The 16,154-nt window shown below is 36.0% G+C and carries 15 protein-coding genes; 6 read left to right on the top strand and 9 right to left on the bottom strand.

What is annotated here, in order from left to right; translation table 11 throughout:
- The first annotated feature begins 285 nt into the window (after positions 1–285).
- Genes ACO5GE_RS02990 through ACO5GE_RS03005 form a run of 4 tightly spaced genes read left to right on the top strand, consistent with a single transcriptional unit; the run spans position 286 to position 4,033 of the window.
- Positions 286–1,230, top strand: coding sequence for a metal ABC transporter solute-binding protein, Zn/Mn family (locus ACO5GE_RS02990; RefSeq protein ID WP_484829447.1), 945 nt, complete (start codon positions 286–288; stop codon positions 1,228–1,230).
- A 13-nt stretch (positions 1,231–1,243) separates the two neighbouring features.
- On the top strand, positions 1,244–1,981 hold the full coding sequence (locus tag ACO5GE_RS02995) for a metal ABC transporter ATP-binding protein (RefSeq protein WP_484829448.1): 738 nt from the start codon (positions 1,244–1,246) through the stop codon (positions 1,979–1,981).
- Entirely contained in the window at positions 1,978–2,928 is a 951-nt protein-coding gene (locus tag ACO5GE_RS03000; protein ID WP_484829449.1) for a metal ABC transporter permease, read from the top strand. The genes ACO5GE_RS02995 and ACO5GE_RS03000 overlap by 4 nt, the downstream gene beginning before the upstream one ends.
- Complete coding sequence (locus ACO5GE_RS03005; RefSeq protein WP_484829450.1) at positions 2,915–4,033, top strand: metal ABC transporter permease; 1,119 nt, start codon at positions 2,915–2,917, stop codon at positions 4,031–4,033. The genes ACO5GE_RS03000 and ACO5GE_RS03005 overlap by 14 nt, the downstream gene beginning before the upstream one ends.
- Positions 4,034–4,648: 615 nt before the next feature.
- On the opposite strand, the gene ACO5GE_RS03010 is transcribed toward ACO5GE_RS03005, so the two are convergent.
- The 4 genes from ACO5GE_RS03010 to ACO5GE_RS03025 all read right to left on the bottom strand — a co-directional run bounded on the left by ACO5GE_RS03010 (position 4,649) and on the right by ACO5GE_RS03025 (position 7,971).
- The gene (locus ACO5GE_RS03010) at positions 4,649–5,173 is read right to left on the bottom strand and encodes a GNAT family N-acetyltransferase (RefSeq protein WP_484829451.1); all 525 of its coding nucleotides are present in this window, start codon (positions 5,171–5,173) and stop codon (positions 4,649–4,651) included.
- A gap of 280 nt (positions 5,174–5,453) precedes the next feature.
- Positions 5,454–6,263 carry an energy-coupling factor transporter transmembrane component T family protein gene (locus ACO5GE_RS03015; RefSeq protein ID WP_484829452.1) on the bottom strand — a complete coding sequence of 270 codons (810 nt, stop codon included), beginning with the start codon at positions 6,261–6,263 and terminating at the stop codon, positions 5,454–5,456.
- Positions 6,257–7,117: an energy-coupling factor transporter ATPase gene (locus tag ACO5GE_RS03020; protein WP_484829453.1), complete on the bottom strand. Its 861-nt coding sequence runs from the start codon at positions 7,115–7,117 to the stop codon at positions 6,257–6,259. Before ACO5GE_RS03020 ends, ACO5GE_RS03015 begins: the two co-directional genes overlap by 7 nt.
- Positions 7,102–7,971 (bottom strand): energy-coupling factor transporter ATPase, encoded by an 870-nt coding sequence (locus tag ACO5GE_RS03025; RefSeq protein ID WP_484829454.1) that lies wholly within the window; start codon positions 7,969–7,971, stop codon positions 7,102–7,104. The genes ACO5GE_RS03020 and ACO5GE_RS03025 overlap by 16 nt, the downstream gene beginning before the upstream one ends.
- Positions 7,972–8,417: 446 nt before the next feature.
- Between ACO5GE_RS03025 and ansA the strand changes: the two genes are divergently transcribed.
- On the top strand, positions 8,418–9,425 hold the full coding sequence (gene ansA / locus ACO5GE_RS03030) for an asparaginase (protein WP_484829455.1): 1,008 nt from the start codon (positions 8,418–8,420) through the stop codon (positions 9,423–9,425).
- Between the two features lie 452 nt (positions 9,426–9,877).
- Here ansA and ACO5GE_RS03035 read toward each other — a convergent pair whose 3' ends face one another.
- Positions 9,878–11,251: a sodium-dependent transporter gene (locus ACO5GE_RS03035; RefSeq protein ID WP_484829456.1), complete on the bottom strand. Its 1,374-nt coding sequence runs from the start codon at positions 11,249–11,251 to the stop codon at positions 9,878–9,880.
- A 208-nt stretch (positions 11,252–11,459) separates the two neighbouring features.
- On the opposite strand from ACO5GE_RS03035, the gene ACO5GE_RS03040 reads away from it, so the two are divergent.
- Positions 11,460–12,056 carry a YdcF family protein gene (locus ACO5GE_RS03040; protein WP_484829457.1) on the top strand — a complete coding sequence of 199 codons (597 nt, stop codon included), beginning with the start codon at positions 11,460–11,462 and terminating at the stop codon, positions 12,054–12,056.
- Between the two features lie 101 nt (positions 12,057–12,157).
- Here ACO5GE_RS03040 and ACO5GE_RS03045 read toward each other — a convergent pair whose 3' ends face one another.
- The 4 genes from ACO5GE_RS03045 to ACO5GE_RS03060 all read right to left on the bottom strand — a co-directional run bounded on the left by ACO5GE_RS03045 (position 12,158) and on the right by ACO5GE_RS03060 (position 16,011).
- The gene (locus ACO5GE_RS03045; RefSeq protein ID WP_484829458.1) at positions 12,158–12,589 is read right to left on the bottom strand and encodes a hypothetical protein; all 432 of its coding nucleotides are present in this window, start codon (positions 12,587–12,589) and stop codon (positions 12,158–12,160) included.
- A 156-nt stretch (positions 12,590–12,745) separates the two neighbouring features.
- Complete coding sequence (locus ACO5GE_RS03050; protein ID WP_484829459.1) at positions 12,746–14,044, bottom strand: hypothetical protein; 1,299 nt, start codon at positions 14,042–14,044, stop codon at positions 12,746–12,748.
- Between the two features lie 207 nt (positions 14,045–14,251).
- The gene (locus ACO5GE_RS03055) at positions 14,252–15,067 is read right to left on the bottom strand and encodes a class I SAM-dependent methyltransferase (RefSeq protein ID WP_484829460.1); all 816 of its coding nucleotides are present in this window, start codon (positions 15,065–15,067) and stop codon (positions 14,252–14,254) included.
- A gap of 659 nt (positions 15,068–15,726) precedes the next feature.
- Positions 15,727–16,011 carry a hypothetical protein gene (locus tag ACO5GE_RS03060; RefSeq protein WP_484829461.1) on the bottom strand — a complete coding sequence of 95 codons (285 nt, stop codon included), beginning with the start codon at positions 16,009–16,011 and terminating at the stop codon, positions 15,727–15,729.
- Positions 16,012–16,154: the final 143 nt, after the last annotated feature.

Below are 16,154 nucleotides of genomic sequence, written 5' to 3' on the forward strand. Positions count from 1 at the left end.
TAGGACTTTTAGATGATAATGAGGAATTAGTTCAATTTGATATTGCAATTTAAGAGAAAAAAATATTGTTATATTTTGAAAATATATTTAATTGATATTGATTATCGGTATCGGTTGTGGTATATTGAAAGAGGATCAACATTGAACGGTCTATAGAGAGTACTTTTATCTGTCTAATCTGTTCTGTGATGATTCCTCTATCACAATAAATCTGCTTTACAATAAGTTTTCTTATTATTTACAGATTTATTCTAACAAAAATTATAATACATTAGGAGGATTATTATGTTAAAAAAATTATTACTATTATGTGTAAGTTGTATATTAGCCGTTTCATTGACAGGTTGTCATAACAAGACTTCAGAAACACCAGGAGGAGACCATGCAGGAGAAAATACACCTACTCTACAAGTAGTAGCAACTTCTACCATGTTAAGAGATTTGGCTGAACAAATCGGAAAAGAAAAGGCAACAGTAACCGGAATTATGGCACCCGGTGTTGACCCTCACCTATACAAACCGACTGCCGGAGATATCGAAAAAATAGAAGGTGCACAAATGGTTGTATATAACGGTCTGCACTTTGAAGGTCAAATGGTAGATGTATTGGAAGGACTCAATGGAAAAGTAGTAGTCAACGCAAGCGCAGGACTTGCAAAAGAAGATGTGCTTCCTTTTGCGGATGATCCGATTGGTGATCCACATATTTGGAACAGTTCCAAAAACTGGGAGTCTGCTGCAGAACAAGTAGCAAAGGGCTATATTGAACTTGATCCGAAAAACAAAGAATTCTATGAACAAAACTTAGAATCCTATAAAAAAGAATTAGCGGAACTAAAAACATACATTGATGAACGAGTTGCAGAAATACCTGAAGAATCTCGTGTATTGGTAACTGCTCATGATGCATTCAGTTATTTTGCAAGAGATTACGGTTTTGAAGTGAAGGGAATTCAAGGAATTTCTACAGAATCGGAAGCATCTACAAAAGATATTTCCGACTTGGCAGAATTTATTGCTTCACACCATATCAAAGCCATATTCTCCGAGTCTTCCGTTCCACAAAAAAATATTAATGCTCTAAAAGAAGCAGTGGAATCAAAGGGACAATCAATTGTCATAGGAGGACAGTTATTCTCAGACTCTCTTGGTGATGAAGGAACTCCTGAGGGAACTTATATCGGTATGATGAAATACAATATTGACACTGTAGTAAATGCATTAAAGTAAAGAAGGTATTTTTATGTCTGATCAGATAGCAATTAAGGTAGAAGATTTAACAATTGCATATAATCACACACCTGTTCTGTGGGATATTGACTTGACGGTTCAAAGAGGAGTTTTGATGGCAATCGTCGGTCCCAACGGTGCAGGAAAATCTACATTGATTAAATCCATGTTGGGATTTTTGAAACCGGTGAGCGGCAATGTACTGTTTTTTGGAAAACCGTACTCTGCTGTCAGAAAAAGAATTGCCTATGTTCCACAAAAAGGAAGTGTGGATTGGGATTTCCCGACAGATGTCTTCGATGTTGTGATGATGGGACGGTATGGAGAACTCGGTATTTTGAAACGACCAAAAAAAGAGGACTTTGATAAAGTGGAACAAGCATTGGAAGAAGTCGGTATGCTTTCGTTTGCTCACAGACAAATCAGTCAGTTGTCAGGTGGACAACAACAGAGAGTGTTCTTGGCACGAGCATTGGTTCAAAATGCCGATATCTACATGATGGATGAACCGTTTCAAGGTGTAGATGCTAAAACAGAAAAATCCATTGTCAGTGTCCTTCAAAAACTGCGTGATTTAGGAAAAACGGTTATTGTCGTACACCATGACTTACAAACAGTCAAATCCTATTTCGATGAAGTGACTCTCTTAAATATTAAGGTAGTTGCATCCGGACCTGTTCAAGAAGTATTTACAGAAAAGAATATTCAACAGACTTACCGAATCATCTCTCAAAAGGAGGCAGAACTATGATTCAAACATTACTGGAAATGATTCAAAATGACTTTACCTTTCGTGTTGTTTCATTCGGTTCTCTAATACTCGGTATGATTAGTGGTGCTTTAGGCTGCTTCGCCGTTCTTCGAAAACAAAGCTTGATTGGCGATGCGATTTCTCACTGCACACTTCCGGGAATTGCGATTGCATTCCTCATTACAAATTCAAAAAATATAGAAGTGTTGCTTTTCGGTGCTCTGCTCTCCGGATTGCTCAGTATGTACCTTATCACGACCATCGCTTCACATTCCAAATTGAAGTTTGATGCGTCTCTTGCATTGGTACTGTCTGTGCTATTTGGAATCGGAATTGTTTTTTTGACCTATATCCAAAAAAATTCCGGTTCTCATCAAGCCGGACTGGAAAAGTTTATCTTCGGACAAGCGTCTTCTCTTCTGAAAAGAGATGTTCGCATTATGATGATAACAGGAATTGTGCTGTTTTTTATGATGATTGTATTTTGGAAAGAATTTAAGTTAGTGACATTTGACCCTGTGTTTGCACAAACAATCGGAATTCCAAGTACATTTTTCGGTGGATTTCTATCTCTGTTAATGGTACTTGGCATTGTAATCGGACTGCAAACAGTCGGCGTCATCTTGATGAGCGCTCTTTTGATTTCGCCTGCATCTGCAGCAAGACAATGGACAGATAAACTCTCCGTTATGGTCGTTCTCTCCTCGTTATTCGGAGGAATGTCAGGTGTGCTCGGCACGATGGTAAGTTCCTATATTCCCGGCATTCCAACCGGTCCCACTATTGTTGCCTTTATGAGCACCATTGTTTTGGGAAGTTTGCTCTTTGCTCCACGAGGAATCATTCGAAAATGGATGATGCAACGAAAAAATCATGCTGTACTCTATCAACAACTAGAGGCAAATTCCTATAAAAATTTGGAGGTGAAAGAATATGACATTATTTAGCCCACAGACACAGATTCTATTGATTGGGATTGTCGTATCTCTCTCCTGTACTCTCGTCGGATGTTTCTTACTCTTACGAAATATGTCCATGATGACTGATGCCATTAGCCATACCATTTTACTTGGAATTGTGATTGGCTTCTTTTTGACAAAAGATTTGTCTTCACCGGTGCTCATCATTAGCGCCGGACTGATTGGTGTACTGACTGTATATTTGGTTGAGGCAATGCATTCTACCAAGTTGGTATCGGAAGATTCTGCAATCGGAATTGTATTCCCATTGTTGTTTAGTATTGCAATTATCATTATTTCAAAATATGCACGCAACACTCACCTCGATGTCAGTTGTGTAATGCTTGGAGATATTACCTTTGCACCCTACAAAAAACTGATTATCGGAAACTTGGATTTGGGTGCAAGAGCAATCTATAGTTCAGGTGTAGTGCTCGTCATCAACCTTGCATTTTTGATACTGTTTTTCAAAGAATTAAAGGTCAGTACCTTTGATCCCGCACTTGCGTTTGTACTTGGAATGATGCCGTCTTTGATACACTATCTGTTGATGACACTCGTATCTGTAACAGTTGTTGCATCCTTTGAAGCAGTGGGTTCCATACTTGTTATCGCATTTATGATAGGTTCCCCGGCAACCGCATACCTTCTGACAGAGGATTTGAAAAAAATGATTGGATTCAGCTCCATCATCGGTATCCTAAATAGCTTTTTGGGATATGAAATCGCAGCTTACTTCGATGTATCCATTCCGGGAAGTATCGCTCTGATGACAGGAATCACTTTCTTATGTGTCTTTCTGTTTTCTCCAAAAAACGGTTTAGTCTTCCAACGGATAACGCTTAGGGACAACAAGCAAACTTTTACCAAAGATACTTTCCTCCTTCATGTATACAACCATCATGGTGTAACAGAAGAAGTTTCTGCTGAAACCATCGGAAACCATCTTTATTGGTCATCCGAACAAGTCAATACTGTCAGTTCCTCCCTTTTAGAGCATGGCTTTATTACAATGAAAGATGGTTGTTTTGTCATTACCTCAAAAGGCGAAGAGCGTCTTCGAAAAAACTATGCCTTTATTTTAGAAGGATAATTTCATTGCTTTGATTCGACAAGATACTCAAATCGGACTGTTACAAGTGTTCCTTGATTCATCGAACATCTCCTCCCTCGTTAACATTGTCCTATTTGAAACAGCTGAAATGGAGTATCGAACTGTGAAACCATGAACAGTAACTCCTATACTATGATATAGAGTAAGTGAATACGAAACTCCAGTTGAAAATATTAGATGTATAAATAAAAGATAGGAGCATAAAAAAAGCAGATTTTTATACTAAAACACATTCTAATGGTTTATCTGTTTTCCGGAAAATTAAGTATTTCAGATACTTGACAAAGTTATGGGCAGTCCCTGTAAAAGTGTAAATAAACTGATTCATGAAACAATTAAAAGTATCCCTTGCAGAGATTGGATTGATTCAATCGTTTCATCAGTTTTTAGAATTATGCTGATTATAATCAGCGATTCGTATCAGATAACAGTATCTCAAATGAATCTATAACAAATTAAAAAATAATCCCTGTTTACAGATGTAATAGTTCAAATATTCACTGTAAACAGGGGTTACTTTTTGCAATATTTGTTACTCTATATTCAAAACGATAAACTCTGCTATCATATTTTCCCAATTGTTCTATATAGTCCTTATTCCAATACTTTCTCCAAAAGTACCAGTCTTACTCTTGGAATTCCTTGAAAAACACAATCTATTTCTCCAACCTCCGAATATCCTAGGCTCTTGTAAAATTCTCGTGCCGACCAATTCTTCATCTGAGTATCCATCCGAAGTGCACTGCAACCCCGATTTCTTGCATATTCTTCATAAAAAGCAACCATCTGTTTCCCATATCCACTTCTTTTCTTCAAGGGATCGACTACCAAAGTATGCAGTACCATAATCTTTTCATCAGACGCCTCTTTTTTCCAAGAAACCTGTCTATATTCTTCTAATTGAATATGATTCAAAATGGATGTTGCAACCACCACACCATCCTCTACTCCCACAAACAAATCTCCTCGTTTCAAGGCTTGCTCCGCCGTTGCACGGACAGGATATACTCCTCTCTCCCATCCAATCACCACTCTGTTTTCCTCTTCTTCAAGGTGAATCCTATGATAAATTTGTTCAACTTCATCAATGTCTTGCTCCACTGCCTTTCGAATCTCCATCCGTTTCACACTCCTCAACAATAACTCCTTTATTTTAACATCTCTCTTATTTTAATATCTCTTTTGTTATAAAATCTTCCTATTTCAAAATAAAAAATCATACCTTGTAACCATCTGTTTTTCGGTATGATTTTCTATTTGTCATTATATTTTCCTTACAGAGGGTACTTCTCCTGTTAATGATATTTTTCCTTACATTTAGAAATAATCTTTTTCCAGTATCAAAAAATTATTTACGTTTTATATTTCTGACAATTTGTAGGCCGTCTCTTAACAATCCCTATATTCCGAATGCAAAGTATCTGGTTGCACAAACACCGCAAAAGAAAAGCAATGTTCCTACAAATGTCACATAATCTGTATGGTCTAACATTATCTCATTCATTCTGGTACGGCCTTCCCCACCACGATAACATCTTGCTTCCATTGCCATCGCAAGTTCATCTGCACGACGAAATGCGCTGATAAATAACGGTACCAACAAAGGTATCAAGCTCTTTGCTCTCTCCATCAATTTTTTACTCTCAAAATCTGCACCTCTTGCCATCTGTGCTTTCATAATCTTATCTGTTTCTTCTAATAAAGTTGGAATAAAACGAAGTGCAATCGTCATCATCATTGCAATTTCATGTGCAGGAAGTCCGATTTTTTTGAAAGGGTTCAGTAATTTTTCAATTCCGTCTGTCAACTCAATCGGCTTTGTTGTCAAAGTCAGTAGAGAAGTTCCGGCAACGAGCAAAGTCAACCGAATGACCATAAACAGTCCAAGCCACGTTCCTTCTCGTGTAATTTTCAAAAAACCGAAACGGTACCATATCTCTCCTTGACCCAACAATGCATTAATTAAAAAAGTAAGCAACAATAACGGCCACATCGGTTTGATTCCCTTTATGGTATATGCAAAAGGGATTTTAGACGCTTTGATAATCAAGCACAAAAATGCAAGGATAAACAGATATGGATAGAATTTATTGATAAAAAACAATGCAATCATAAACAAGAATGATAGTAAAATTTTTACACGAGGATCTAAACGATGTATGAAAGAATCGCCCGGATAATATTGTCCTAATGTGATGTCCTTTAACATTGTTTTTTCCTCCATTCTTTTAAAATTGCTTCCTTCATCTCTTCCAAAGTCAAAATATCTTCTGAAATCTTCCAACCTCGTTCTCTCAATTTGTTAGACAGTTCCACGACCTTAGGTACTCCCAAACCGATTGCTTCCATTTTCTGTTGATGTGCAAAGATTTGTCTTGGCGTCCCGTCAAAAGCAACCTCTCCTCGATTCATTACAATCAGACGATTTACCAACCTTGACACATCATCCATGGAATGAGATACCAATATGATTGTAGTACCATAAGTTTGTTGTACTACTCTAATCTGATTTAAGATTTCATCTCTTCCCTTAGGATCAAGTCCTGCTGTCGGTTCATCCAAAATCAAAATATCCGGTTTCATTGCCAGCACCCCCGCAATCGCAACACGACGCTTTTGACCACCGGACAATTCAAACGGCGACTTATCCTTCAGCGCTTCATAATTCAAACCTACCATTTTCATTGCATCTTTCACTCGTTTGGTAATTTCTTCTGCAGATAAGTTCAATTTGGAAGGGCCAAACGCAATATCCCTTTCAATCGTTTCTTCAAATAACTGATATTCAGGATATTGAAATACTAAACCCACTTTTTTACGAATGTCTGTCAAAGTGACGTCAGATGACGTCAAATCCATTCCATCAATATAAATCTTGCCGGAAGTTGCTTTCAACAATCCGTTCAAATGTTGAATCAAGGTGCTTTTTCCTGAACCTGTATGTCCAATCAAACCGATAAACTCTCCATTGCTCACCTCAAAATTGACATTTTTGAGTGCTACACTTTCAAACGGAGTGCCCGGACTATAGATATGTGACAATTGTTCTACTTTAATTGACATAACGCACCTACCATTTCTTCAATAGACAATGTATCTGTCGGAATGTTCATTCCTTCTTTATTCAATAAATATGCAAGCTCTGTCATGTGTGGAACATCTAATCCCAAAGATTTCATCTCCTCTACTCTCGGAAAGATCTCTCGTGGTGTTCCCTGCATCACAATTTTGCCATGATCCATCACATAGACTCTGTCAGCATGAATCGCCTCTTCCATAAAATGTGTGATGTGAACAATCGTAATATTCTCATCTTTGTTCAAATGATGAATCGTTTCCATTACTTCTTTTCTTCCATTTGGATCCAACATCGCAGTCGGTTCATCCAAAATAATACATTTTGGTTTCATTGCTATAATTCCACCGATTGCAATTCTTTGTTTCTGTCCACCTGAAAGATTGTGAGGAGCTCTTCTTCGAAACTCCGTCATTCCTACACGTTCTAAGGCATCATCCACTCTTCTTCTGATTTCTGTCTTTTCAATTCCCAAGTTTTCAGGCCCGAATGCCATATCTTCTTCTACGATACTCGCAACAATTTGGTTGTCCGGATTTTGAAAAACCATTCCTGCATTTTGTCGAATATCCCACAGATGATTCTCATCTTTGGTATTGTATCCCAAGACAACCACATCACCCTCTGTTGGCAACAATATTGCATTCATATGCTTGGATAATGTACTTTTTCCGGAACCGTTATGACCGATAATGACAATGAATTCTCCCGGATGAATTTCCAAACTTGCCTCATCCACTGCACGATTCACTTCATTTTCTAATGACCTATATTCAAACACCAAATCCCGTACTTGAATGATAGGATCGGTATCATGCTTTCTTTCTACTCTTGCTTCCAATAGACTCCTCTTTTCTATTTTTGTATTACCGTTTTTATTGTAAAAATAAATCAAAAAGTATTTTACAATCAAATATCATCATATCATACTCCATCGAACATGAACAGACAATTTCACTCCATCAAACCTATCTTTTTTCGTTTTAACTATTCTCGTCTTTCTATCTGTCGAACTGTCTTTATCCACAATATTGATTTGTAAGCTACGTTTTTCATTATACCACAAATCTCAACTATAATTCTCACATACTTTCATGAAAAATGTCGAATTTTTAAAAATGAATCATCGGAAAATTTCCACTCAATTCCCTTTAATAAAAATAAACAAATACTATCATACTGTCCATCTCTTTTTCGAATCGTATTCATTTTTTATTTCCTATTCTTCTTTTTCTTTTTTATCTGCTATAATAGGAGATAATTCAGTAAAAAGATAGGAGTATGAATATGAAAAAAGTATGTATGATATATACCGGTGGAACCATCGGAATGAAAAAAACGGAAAACGGGTATTATCCCGAACCAAATTTTTTAGAACGCTCACTGAAACAAATCCATGAGCTCTCTTATCACGAAGTTCCTGAATTTGATTTGATTGAATACTCTCCACTACTCGATTCCTCCAATGTTCAAATGGAACAGTGGACTAAGATTGCGAAAGATATTTTTGAACATTATGACGACTATTGTGGTTTTGTTATCTTGCATGGTACGGACACCATGGCTTATACTGCAGCAGCACTCTCTTTTATGTTACAAGGTTTGAGCAAACCGATTGTATTAACAGGTTCTCAAATCCCTCTTGAAGAAATTAGAAGTGATGCGCGAGATAATATCATTTCTTCACTGATGATTGCAGGAGAAGGACAAATCTCTGAAGTCTGTGTTTTTTTTGCCAACAAATTATTTCGTGGAAACCGTTGTGTCAAAATCAGCTCTGATGAGAAAGGCGCCTTTTCTTCTCCAAACTACCCTGTTCTGGCGGAATCAGGTATCACTATTCGCTATTTCAATCGTAACATCGACATTCCAAAGGGTGCAGAGCTGATCTACACTCCTATCAAAAAACAAAATATTCTCGTGCTAAAAGCAGTTCCGGGAATTTCCTACGACAGTTTTACAAACTTGATTACAGAATACTTAGATGCTCTTGTCATAGAAGCCTTCGGTTCCGGCAATATTCCTAATAGAAGTCATGAATTAACAAAACTGTTGCAGGCTGCGGAACAAAACAACACTGCTATTGTTATTTGTACTCAATGTTTGCGTGGTACAACCTCTATTGGCGAATACGAAACCAGTTCCCAACTCAAAGATGCCGATGCCATCTGTGCTTATGATATGACCGTTGAATCTACTGTAGCCAAACTGTATTATTTGCTAAGTAAAGGGTATAATCGAAAACAACTCAAAAAATGGATGGAGATCAATATTGCCGGAGAACTCTCTCGATAATATCGAAATCACACCTTCCTGTCACCAAAAGACACCACTACCGCAATTATTTCTATAGGCACAGTATCTCTCCAACCGAAAATAATTATCCTATTAGAATCATCAATCCCACGATTATCACTCTATCCTCACTCATCTGACCATACATTTTTTCTATCATAAGAGGAAGTATCAGCCGGCGCTTTTACTTCCTCTTTGCAAGTTATATTTTGTTTTATCAACTACCATTGATACAAAAAGAAACACAAATATACAGAAGGAAACAAAAAAAGATTCCCCTATCAAATATGGGAATCTTTTTTAATAAGTTTTATTCAATTCATTTTGCTTTTCTTTCAGTTGAGCAAATTTCGTTTCTCTTACAAAAAATATAGTCCATTCATACAAGTGATTTTACTACATGACAACTATCACGTTATCTCAAAAAGATTTCATTTCATCTTATCTCAGTCTTATGCAAAGAATTTTGCAATATAGCCTTGGACAAAAATATACAGTACAACCACAGGTAGGATATAGCTGACATAGACTCTTGACCAAAGAGGAAACTGAATTCCTTTTCCTGTATTGACTTCTTCGAGGAAGTTTTTCCATCCCCAACCATATCTGCTTGTGCAAAACGCCAAATAGATCAAAGAACCTAATGGTAAAATATTATTGCTTACAAGGAAATCTTCCAAATCCAAAATACTGCTACCCTCTCCAAGAGGCATGATATGGCTCCATACATTGAATCCCAAAATACATGGAACGGATAGTATCATAATAATAAATGCATTGATGAAAGCTGCTTTTTTTCTTGTTGTTCCAAACAATTCCAAGTTCGATGCGATAATGTTTTCAAATACGGCAAGTACTGTCGAAAATGCAGCAAAACTCATAAACAAGAAGAATAGTGAACCCCACAATCTTCCACCTGCCATCGCATTAAACACATTCGGTAAAGTAATAAAAATCAATGCAGGACCGGAATCTGCCGGAATTCCAAATGCAGAAGTAGATGGAAAAATAATCAATCCTGCCATCACTGCCACAAACGTATCTAACAAGGTAATACTCATCGCCTCGCCAATCAAACGATGATCCTTATCAATATAACTTCCAAAAATAGCAATTGCACCCATTCCGATACTCAATGTAAAAAATGCCTGTCCCATCGCAGCAAAAACAACTTCATTGATTCCAATTTGCACCATTTTATGAAAATTAGGATTTAAATAAAAATGTAGTCCTGCTGATGAATGTGGTAAGCTGATTGCCCTTGCCACCAAGATAAATAAGATGAACAACAGACTCAACATCATCACTTTCGTAATTTTTTCCACTCCGTTTTGTAATCCGAAAGAACAAATTAAAAATCCCAACGCAACTACGACAATCATCCAAAAAACCATAATTCCGGGTTGCTGAATTAAGGCACCGAACATTTCTCCCACTTGTTCCGGTGTTTTCCCTATAAAGTCACCTTTCATCATCTTGAAAAAGTAATACAGCATCCAACCGGATATTGTGGTGTAAAACATCATCAATAAGTAATTCCCAAGTGTTGCAATATAACCAAAGATATGCCATTTCGTTCCTTTTGGTTCCAACACATGAAAAGATGTAATCGCACTCTTTTGGCTTGCTCTTCCAACAGAAAGTTCCATCGCCATAATCGGTAATCCTAAAATCCCTAAAAACAACAGATAGATCAGTACAAACGCTCCTCCACCATATTTACCTACCACATATGGAAATCGCCAAACATTTCCTAATCCGATTGCACAACCTGCTGATAATAGAATGAATCCCAGTCTTGATGAAAACTTCTCTCTCTGTTCCATTAAAAAGCCCTCCTTTAATACGATTTACACCATTTGTAAAAAATAAGTGTATTTTGCTATTGTGCCACAAGAATATAAAAAAATCAATCATTCAATAAACAATTCTGAAAATTTTATTTTTCCTATCTTTTTCTATTCATTTTTTATTTATTTTCTTTGTTACGATGTTACAATAGAAATAAATCATCAATAGGAAAGGAAGCCCACTATGAAAACCAAAATTTCAATATTGCTAAAATTAGGACTTCTTCTTTTTGGAATTTCTTTTTTTACTATAGAAGGTGCTATCATTTTTTCAGGTTTTTCATCACCTCCAACCGAACAGATTGACTATGTCATTGTTTTGGGAGCAAGACTCTACGGAACAACTCCATCTCCTGCACTAAAGAATCGACTGAACTCGGCAATCACATACCTTGATACCAACCCAAACACCACAGTAATTGTAACAGGCGGTCAAGGTAGGGACGAGGACTGTACCGAAGCACAGGCAAGCTATGACTATCTTGTTGCTCATGGTATTTCCAAACAACAAATTTTGATGGAAACCTCCTCTACCACCACATTTGAAAACATCCAAAATGCAACTGAAATCATACAAAATCAAACAGATAATCCTTCTGTCAACGTTTTGATTTCTACTAATCGATTTCATTGTCTTCGTGCAAAAATACTTGCAAAACGATGTGGCCTCAAACCATACTCTCTTCCTTCCAAAACACCTCCCAGCATTGCCTTTCAATGCTACGTCAGAGAATATTTTGCTATCATCAAATCATTCTTTCTAGATGTTGTGACAACGTAATTCTTTTTATAAAAAATCCTCTTATCCGTAAATATGTAACGAATAAGAGGATTTATTTTGTCATTTGTTACTGTCGATATTCAAAAGAATACCCTTTCATTCTAACGATATTGTGGAGGAATGTTTGAACGATTCGGTCTCATCATCATACTTCCCTTCAATTCTTGGTATTTCAAAATACTATTGCTTTTGTCTTCATAGTAAACAGCGTACATTTCTCCAACCTTCATCGTAAGAGGTTGCCATGCATACAATTTTTTAGATACCTTACCTGCTTTGATAATTACCTTTGTTTTTCCAATTTTCAGCTTGTTCGTTGGTCTTACCACAGAAAGAACCTTTCCTTCAATATAAAACTTCTTTCTTTTATAAGATAAATAAGTCCGATACAACATATATCCCAACACACATGCAAGAATGGTCCAAATTGCTTTTGCCCAAATCGCCTTATATAAGAAAATAGCTACTACTGATAATACAAAAAGAGCAACAACTCCACCGATTCTCAAAAAGACTTTCGTTTGTTCTGTCATACTTTCACCACCTTAACTCAAATAATATATAGAATAGTACGATTATATCAAAAAAACAAAAACTTTGGTAGACTTTCCCTTTATTTTGTAAAATCTATCCAATGTTTTTGTTCTCGATTGTGTTTCTTAAAATTCTTGTACTATAAACCGGGAGTTCTACTTATCCAACTGCAAACTCTTTCGAATCTCTTTGCGCAGTTCAGGATAGCCCGGCCAATCGTACAAAAATTGTACCTTCTTATCTCGAATTGTATTTCCGGTCGGTTTTTTCTCCATCACAAATACGCGAAATGTTTCTGCAATATCCTCTGCAGGATTGGTTGCTGCATAATCCGATACAAACGCATCTTGATTTCTAACATAAAAAGAATACTTAGTCGGGAATTCTTCCAATACATAGTCTTTCCAAAATGTTTGATAAAATTGGTTCAGTAAAGAGTCTTTCTTCGTCACCATACCGATTTCACAATAATTTTTGATATCGTAGTCTTCTGTATAATCTACCTGTGTCTGATTCAATGTCAAATAGTGACAATATTCATGTATCAAAGTCCCGTAAAAATCATTATCCATGTCGTTGCTGTCAATCTGCATCAACCATCTTGTACCGCTTCCATCTCCGTCAGGACTCTCAATGACAGATGCCATTGTAGAGAACTCCCCATCCGTACACAACAAAAGATAATCGAATTTTTTTAAATCATTATTTCTAACTACCTTTGGAATGGTCGTCAAAATGACATTCTCTTTCTCCTTTGAAAGAGATTCTTCTTGTGTCGACTGAGTTTCCTTTTTGAAAATTTGAAACCAGTTTCTTTTTTGTGTTGTGTTTTCCCACAATAACGGTTCCTCTTGGATACTTTCACCTTGCACGCGATAAACTTTTTCTGTCTTTTGGTCCGGATACTCTACCAACAAAAGCAGTAACAAGTTTCCGTTCACATCTTTCAACTTCTCCAATCGTTCTTTGGCAAAGTCGTATGCTTCATCATCCCCTGCATCGTTATAGCGATCTATTTTTCGCTTAATCAACGCAACTTCATTCTCCTTCATTACAGTTTTCAAATAAGCATAAATTCTATCCTCATTATTTCCTTCTATCGGCTCGGAATCCGTTTCATCTTCATCCTCTATATCATAGTATTTTTCGGTCAGTCCCGTAATCCACTGATCAAACTCTTTTCGAAGATAAGCCTCCCTTGCATTGGGTTCAATGATGTTATCTTTCTCTCTTTCTTTCACATACTCCTGTATTTCTGCTACTGTAATAACCTGTTTTTCCTTTTCTGCATCAGAAATATGGTCATTCATCTGTCCCAAGTTATATTCAATTTTTTGTTTCGCCAACTTTAATTCTTCAGGAGAGTATTCTTTTACTCTATTGGTATCATGACACCCCGTCAGCAACATAACCCCTAAAAGTAGAGAAGCTACCACCCTATTCCATTTTTTCAAATTTACTCACTCCTATATTAAGCTTTTTTCTCTAAGGATACAACAAACGGACTTATACTGTGAACAGAAAATCAACACCAAAATAGATTCCTCTTTCCGAATGATTTGATTTATCTCATCGGCAAATGTTAAACTCTCTTTCTATCTTCAATCTGTTTATTGTTTCAAGTTGAATGATACCCCATTCCTGTTTCAAGAAACAAAATTTTATACCCTTTCCTTTTCTTGCTTATTGGAATATACATACTTGCATAACCTGTTGTTCACTTTTCGAATGAATGGTAGTGCCAATCGAAACATTCCTAATTTAAATGTTGACAACTCATCTGTGAAGTTGATACATGCCGTTTGTTTTAATTTCGGATTGAGTTTTACAATTTCGCTTCCGTCTACAATACCATATCGAAACTCCGCATTCATATATTTTACCGTATCGTGTTTTTTTCCCTTATTTAACAAGAAAGTATGAGAAAAATCAAACTGCGCCTCAAACTCTTCAAAGGAATCTGTCAAAATTTCCAAAAATTGTTTCACTTCCTCTTCCGAAAAATACATCAACACCCCTTCCGAGATAATTAAAATAGGTTCTTCACTCTTTGCTATCTCCGTTGTCCATGTGGAATCCAAAGCTGATTTCGGGATGTCCGTCACTCTGTCATTTGGTGGAAACAAGCTTTTTCGTGCTTCAATTACTTCCGGAAAATCTAAATTATACCATTTTATTTTTCCGTTATCAATGCGTTCAAATCTGGTATCCAATCCACAACCGACAGAAACCACAGTGCAATTCGGATGTTCCGTAATAAATTTTTTTGCTTCTCTGTCCATCACTCGAATTCGTGCTAAAGTACCAAAATAAGAGCCTTTTGAGCTGTCAAATTTATCAAAATCATAATCAATTTTCTTCATGATTTCAAGCGACAATTTATCATTCAAGATAGGTTTGTCACTCATGGCATCCTTCGCACGAATGTACAATGTTATAAAAAGTGTTTCTGCAACTCCATCTAATGTTACTTTCATTTGATTTCCTCCTGATATTGAACTGCTTCTTATGATTCAAATAACCTTATCATGACTGTATTTCTGATACTTTTCGTTCACAGTCACTCTTATTTTAAACCTTTTATTAAACAATATCAATAATTATTATCATAAAATAATTTGTATCATTATATTTCATATGCTTTCTTTGACCATCCTTCTTTTTTCAGGTAGTGTCGAGCTTTTGTTTGAATGGTTTTGAAAATCTTATAAAAATCTGAATCCCAATAAAAATTCAGAAGGTATCGTATGAAAAAATTTGGAGTTATAGTTGTATGGATGGAATTTAAACCTTGAAAAACGAGCATTGCTCTTATTCCCCATAATGAGTGTTACGTTGATTTTATAAAATCTGATAAATAAGAAGAAAGAGAAAATTATAGAAGTTTGTTAGAATTAGTGGTCAAAGATATGGACTATGTCTCATATCCATGACCACTCAACACTACAATATCCTGTGAATTCAATCGTAGTAACTATGCAGATGGCACAAACGAAAAACTTCAAAAGGTTGTTACCTTCATTAACAATAGACCAAGAAAAAATTAAGAGTCAAAACTCGATTAGAAATTTTTCCTAAGTTTTTTAAATCATTAAAAAACTGTCGCCTTTAACTTGACAATCTATCATTCATAAAGTTAATTTTTTTTATAGAATATAGGTACAGAATTAATCATGATTGAAGAGATTACGCATATTAGAAGAATTCTATTGACATGAGGCATAACATCAATGTCAGTACTCCAGCTGACAGTAGGAAGTTTTGTCGCATCATAATAGAAAGCACATACAGTAAGCGCTGTTAATGATAAACTGATAAAGCCTAATCTTTTGTTATATTTTTTCTGAAAGAAATATACATTATTAAATACTGCAAAAATGATAGCTGCGAACCCTAATACGATACCAAAAACTCCTCCCATAATCATCATCCTTTCACTAGTTTTTATTAAAATATTATAAAACCTATACTACCTTTATAATAGTATCAAATTTATTCAATCTCAAGTTTACTTTTCATTTTTTAATAAATTTATATAACTCTTTTTTGGTGTCTAAGAGTTAT

The sequence above is a fragment of the Filifactor sp. genome (assembly GCF_057248345.1).

Coding starts and splice junctions, on each gene's coding strand:
- ACO5GE_RS03045 (WP_484829458.1), bottom strand. CDS start 12,589: ATGACAGAACAAACGAAAGTCTTTTTGAGAATCGGTGGAGTTGTTGCT.
- ACO5GE_RS03015 (WP_484829452.1), bottom strand. CDS start 6,263: ATGTTAAAGGACATCACATTAGGACAATATTATCCGGGCGATTCTTTC.
- ACO5GE_RS03000 (WP_484829449.1), top strand. CDS start 1,978: ATGATTCAAACATTACTGGAAATGATTCAAAATGACTTTACCTTTCGT.
- ACO5GE_RS02990 (WP_484829447.1), top strand. CDS start 286: ATGTTAAAAAAATTATTACTATTATGTGTAAGTTGTATATTAGCCGTT.
- ACO5GE_RS03010 (WP_484829451.1), bottom strand. CDS start 5,173: ATGGAGATTCGAAAGGCAGTGGAGCAAGACATTGATGAAGTTGAACAA.
- ansA (WP_484829455.1), top strand. CDS start 8,418: ATGAAAAAAGTATGTATGATATATACCGGTGGAACCATCGGAATGAAA.
- ACO5GE_RS02995 (WP_484829448.1), top strand. CDS start 1,244: ATGTCTGATCAGATAGCAATTAAGGTAGAAGATTTAACAATTGCATAT.
- ACO5GE_RS03060 (WP_484829461.1), bottom strand. CDS start 16,011: ATGGGAGGAGTTTTTGGTATCGTATTAGGGTTCGCAGCTATCATTTTT.
- ACO5GE_RS03020 (WP_484829453.1), bottom strand. CDS start 7,117: ATGTCAATTAAAGTAGAACAATTGTCACATATCTATAGTCCGGGCACT.
- ACO5GE_RS03055 (WP_484829460.1), bottom strand. CDS start 15,067: ATGAAAGTAACATTAGATGGAGTTGCAGAAACACTTTTTATAACATTG.
- ACO5GE_RS03035 (WP_484829456.1), bottom strand. CDS start 11,251: ATGGAACAGAGAGAGAAGTTTTCATCAAGACTGGGATTCATTCTATTA.
- ACO5GE_RS03005 (WP_484829450.1), top strand. CDS start 2,915: ATGACATTATTTAGCCCACAGACACAGATTCTATTGATTGGGATTGTC.
- ACO5GE_RS03040 (WP_484829457.1), top strand. CDS start 11,460: ATGAAAACCAAAATTTCAATATTGCTAAAATTAGGACTTCTTCTTTTT.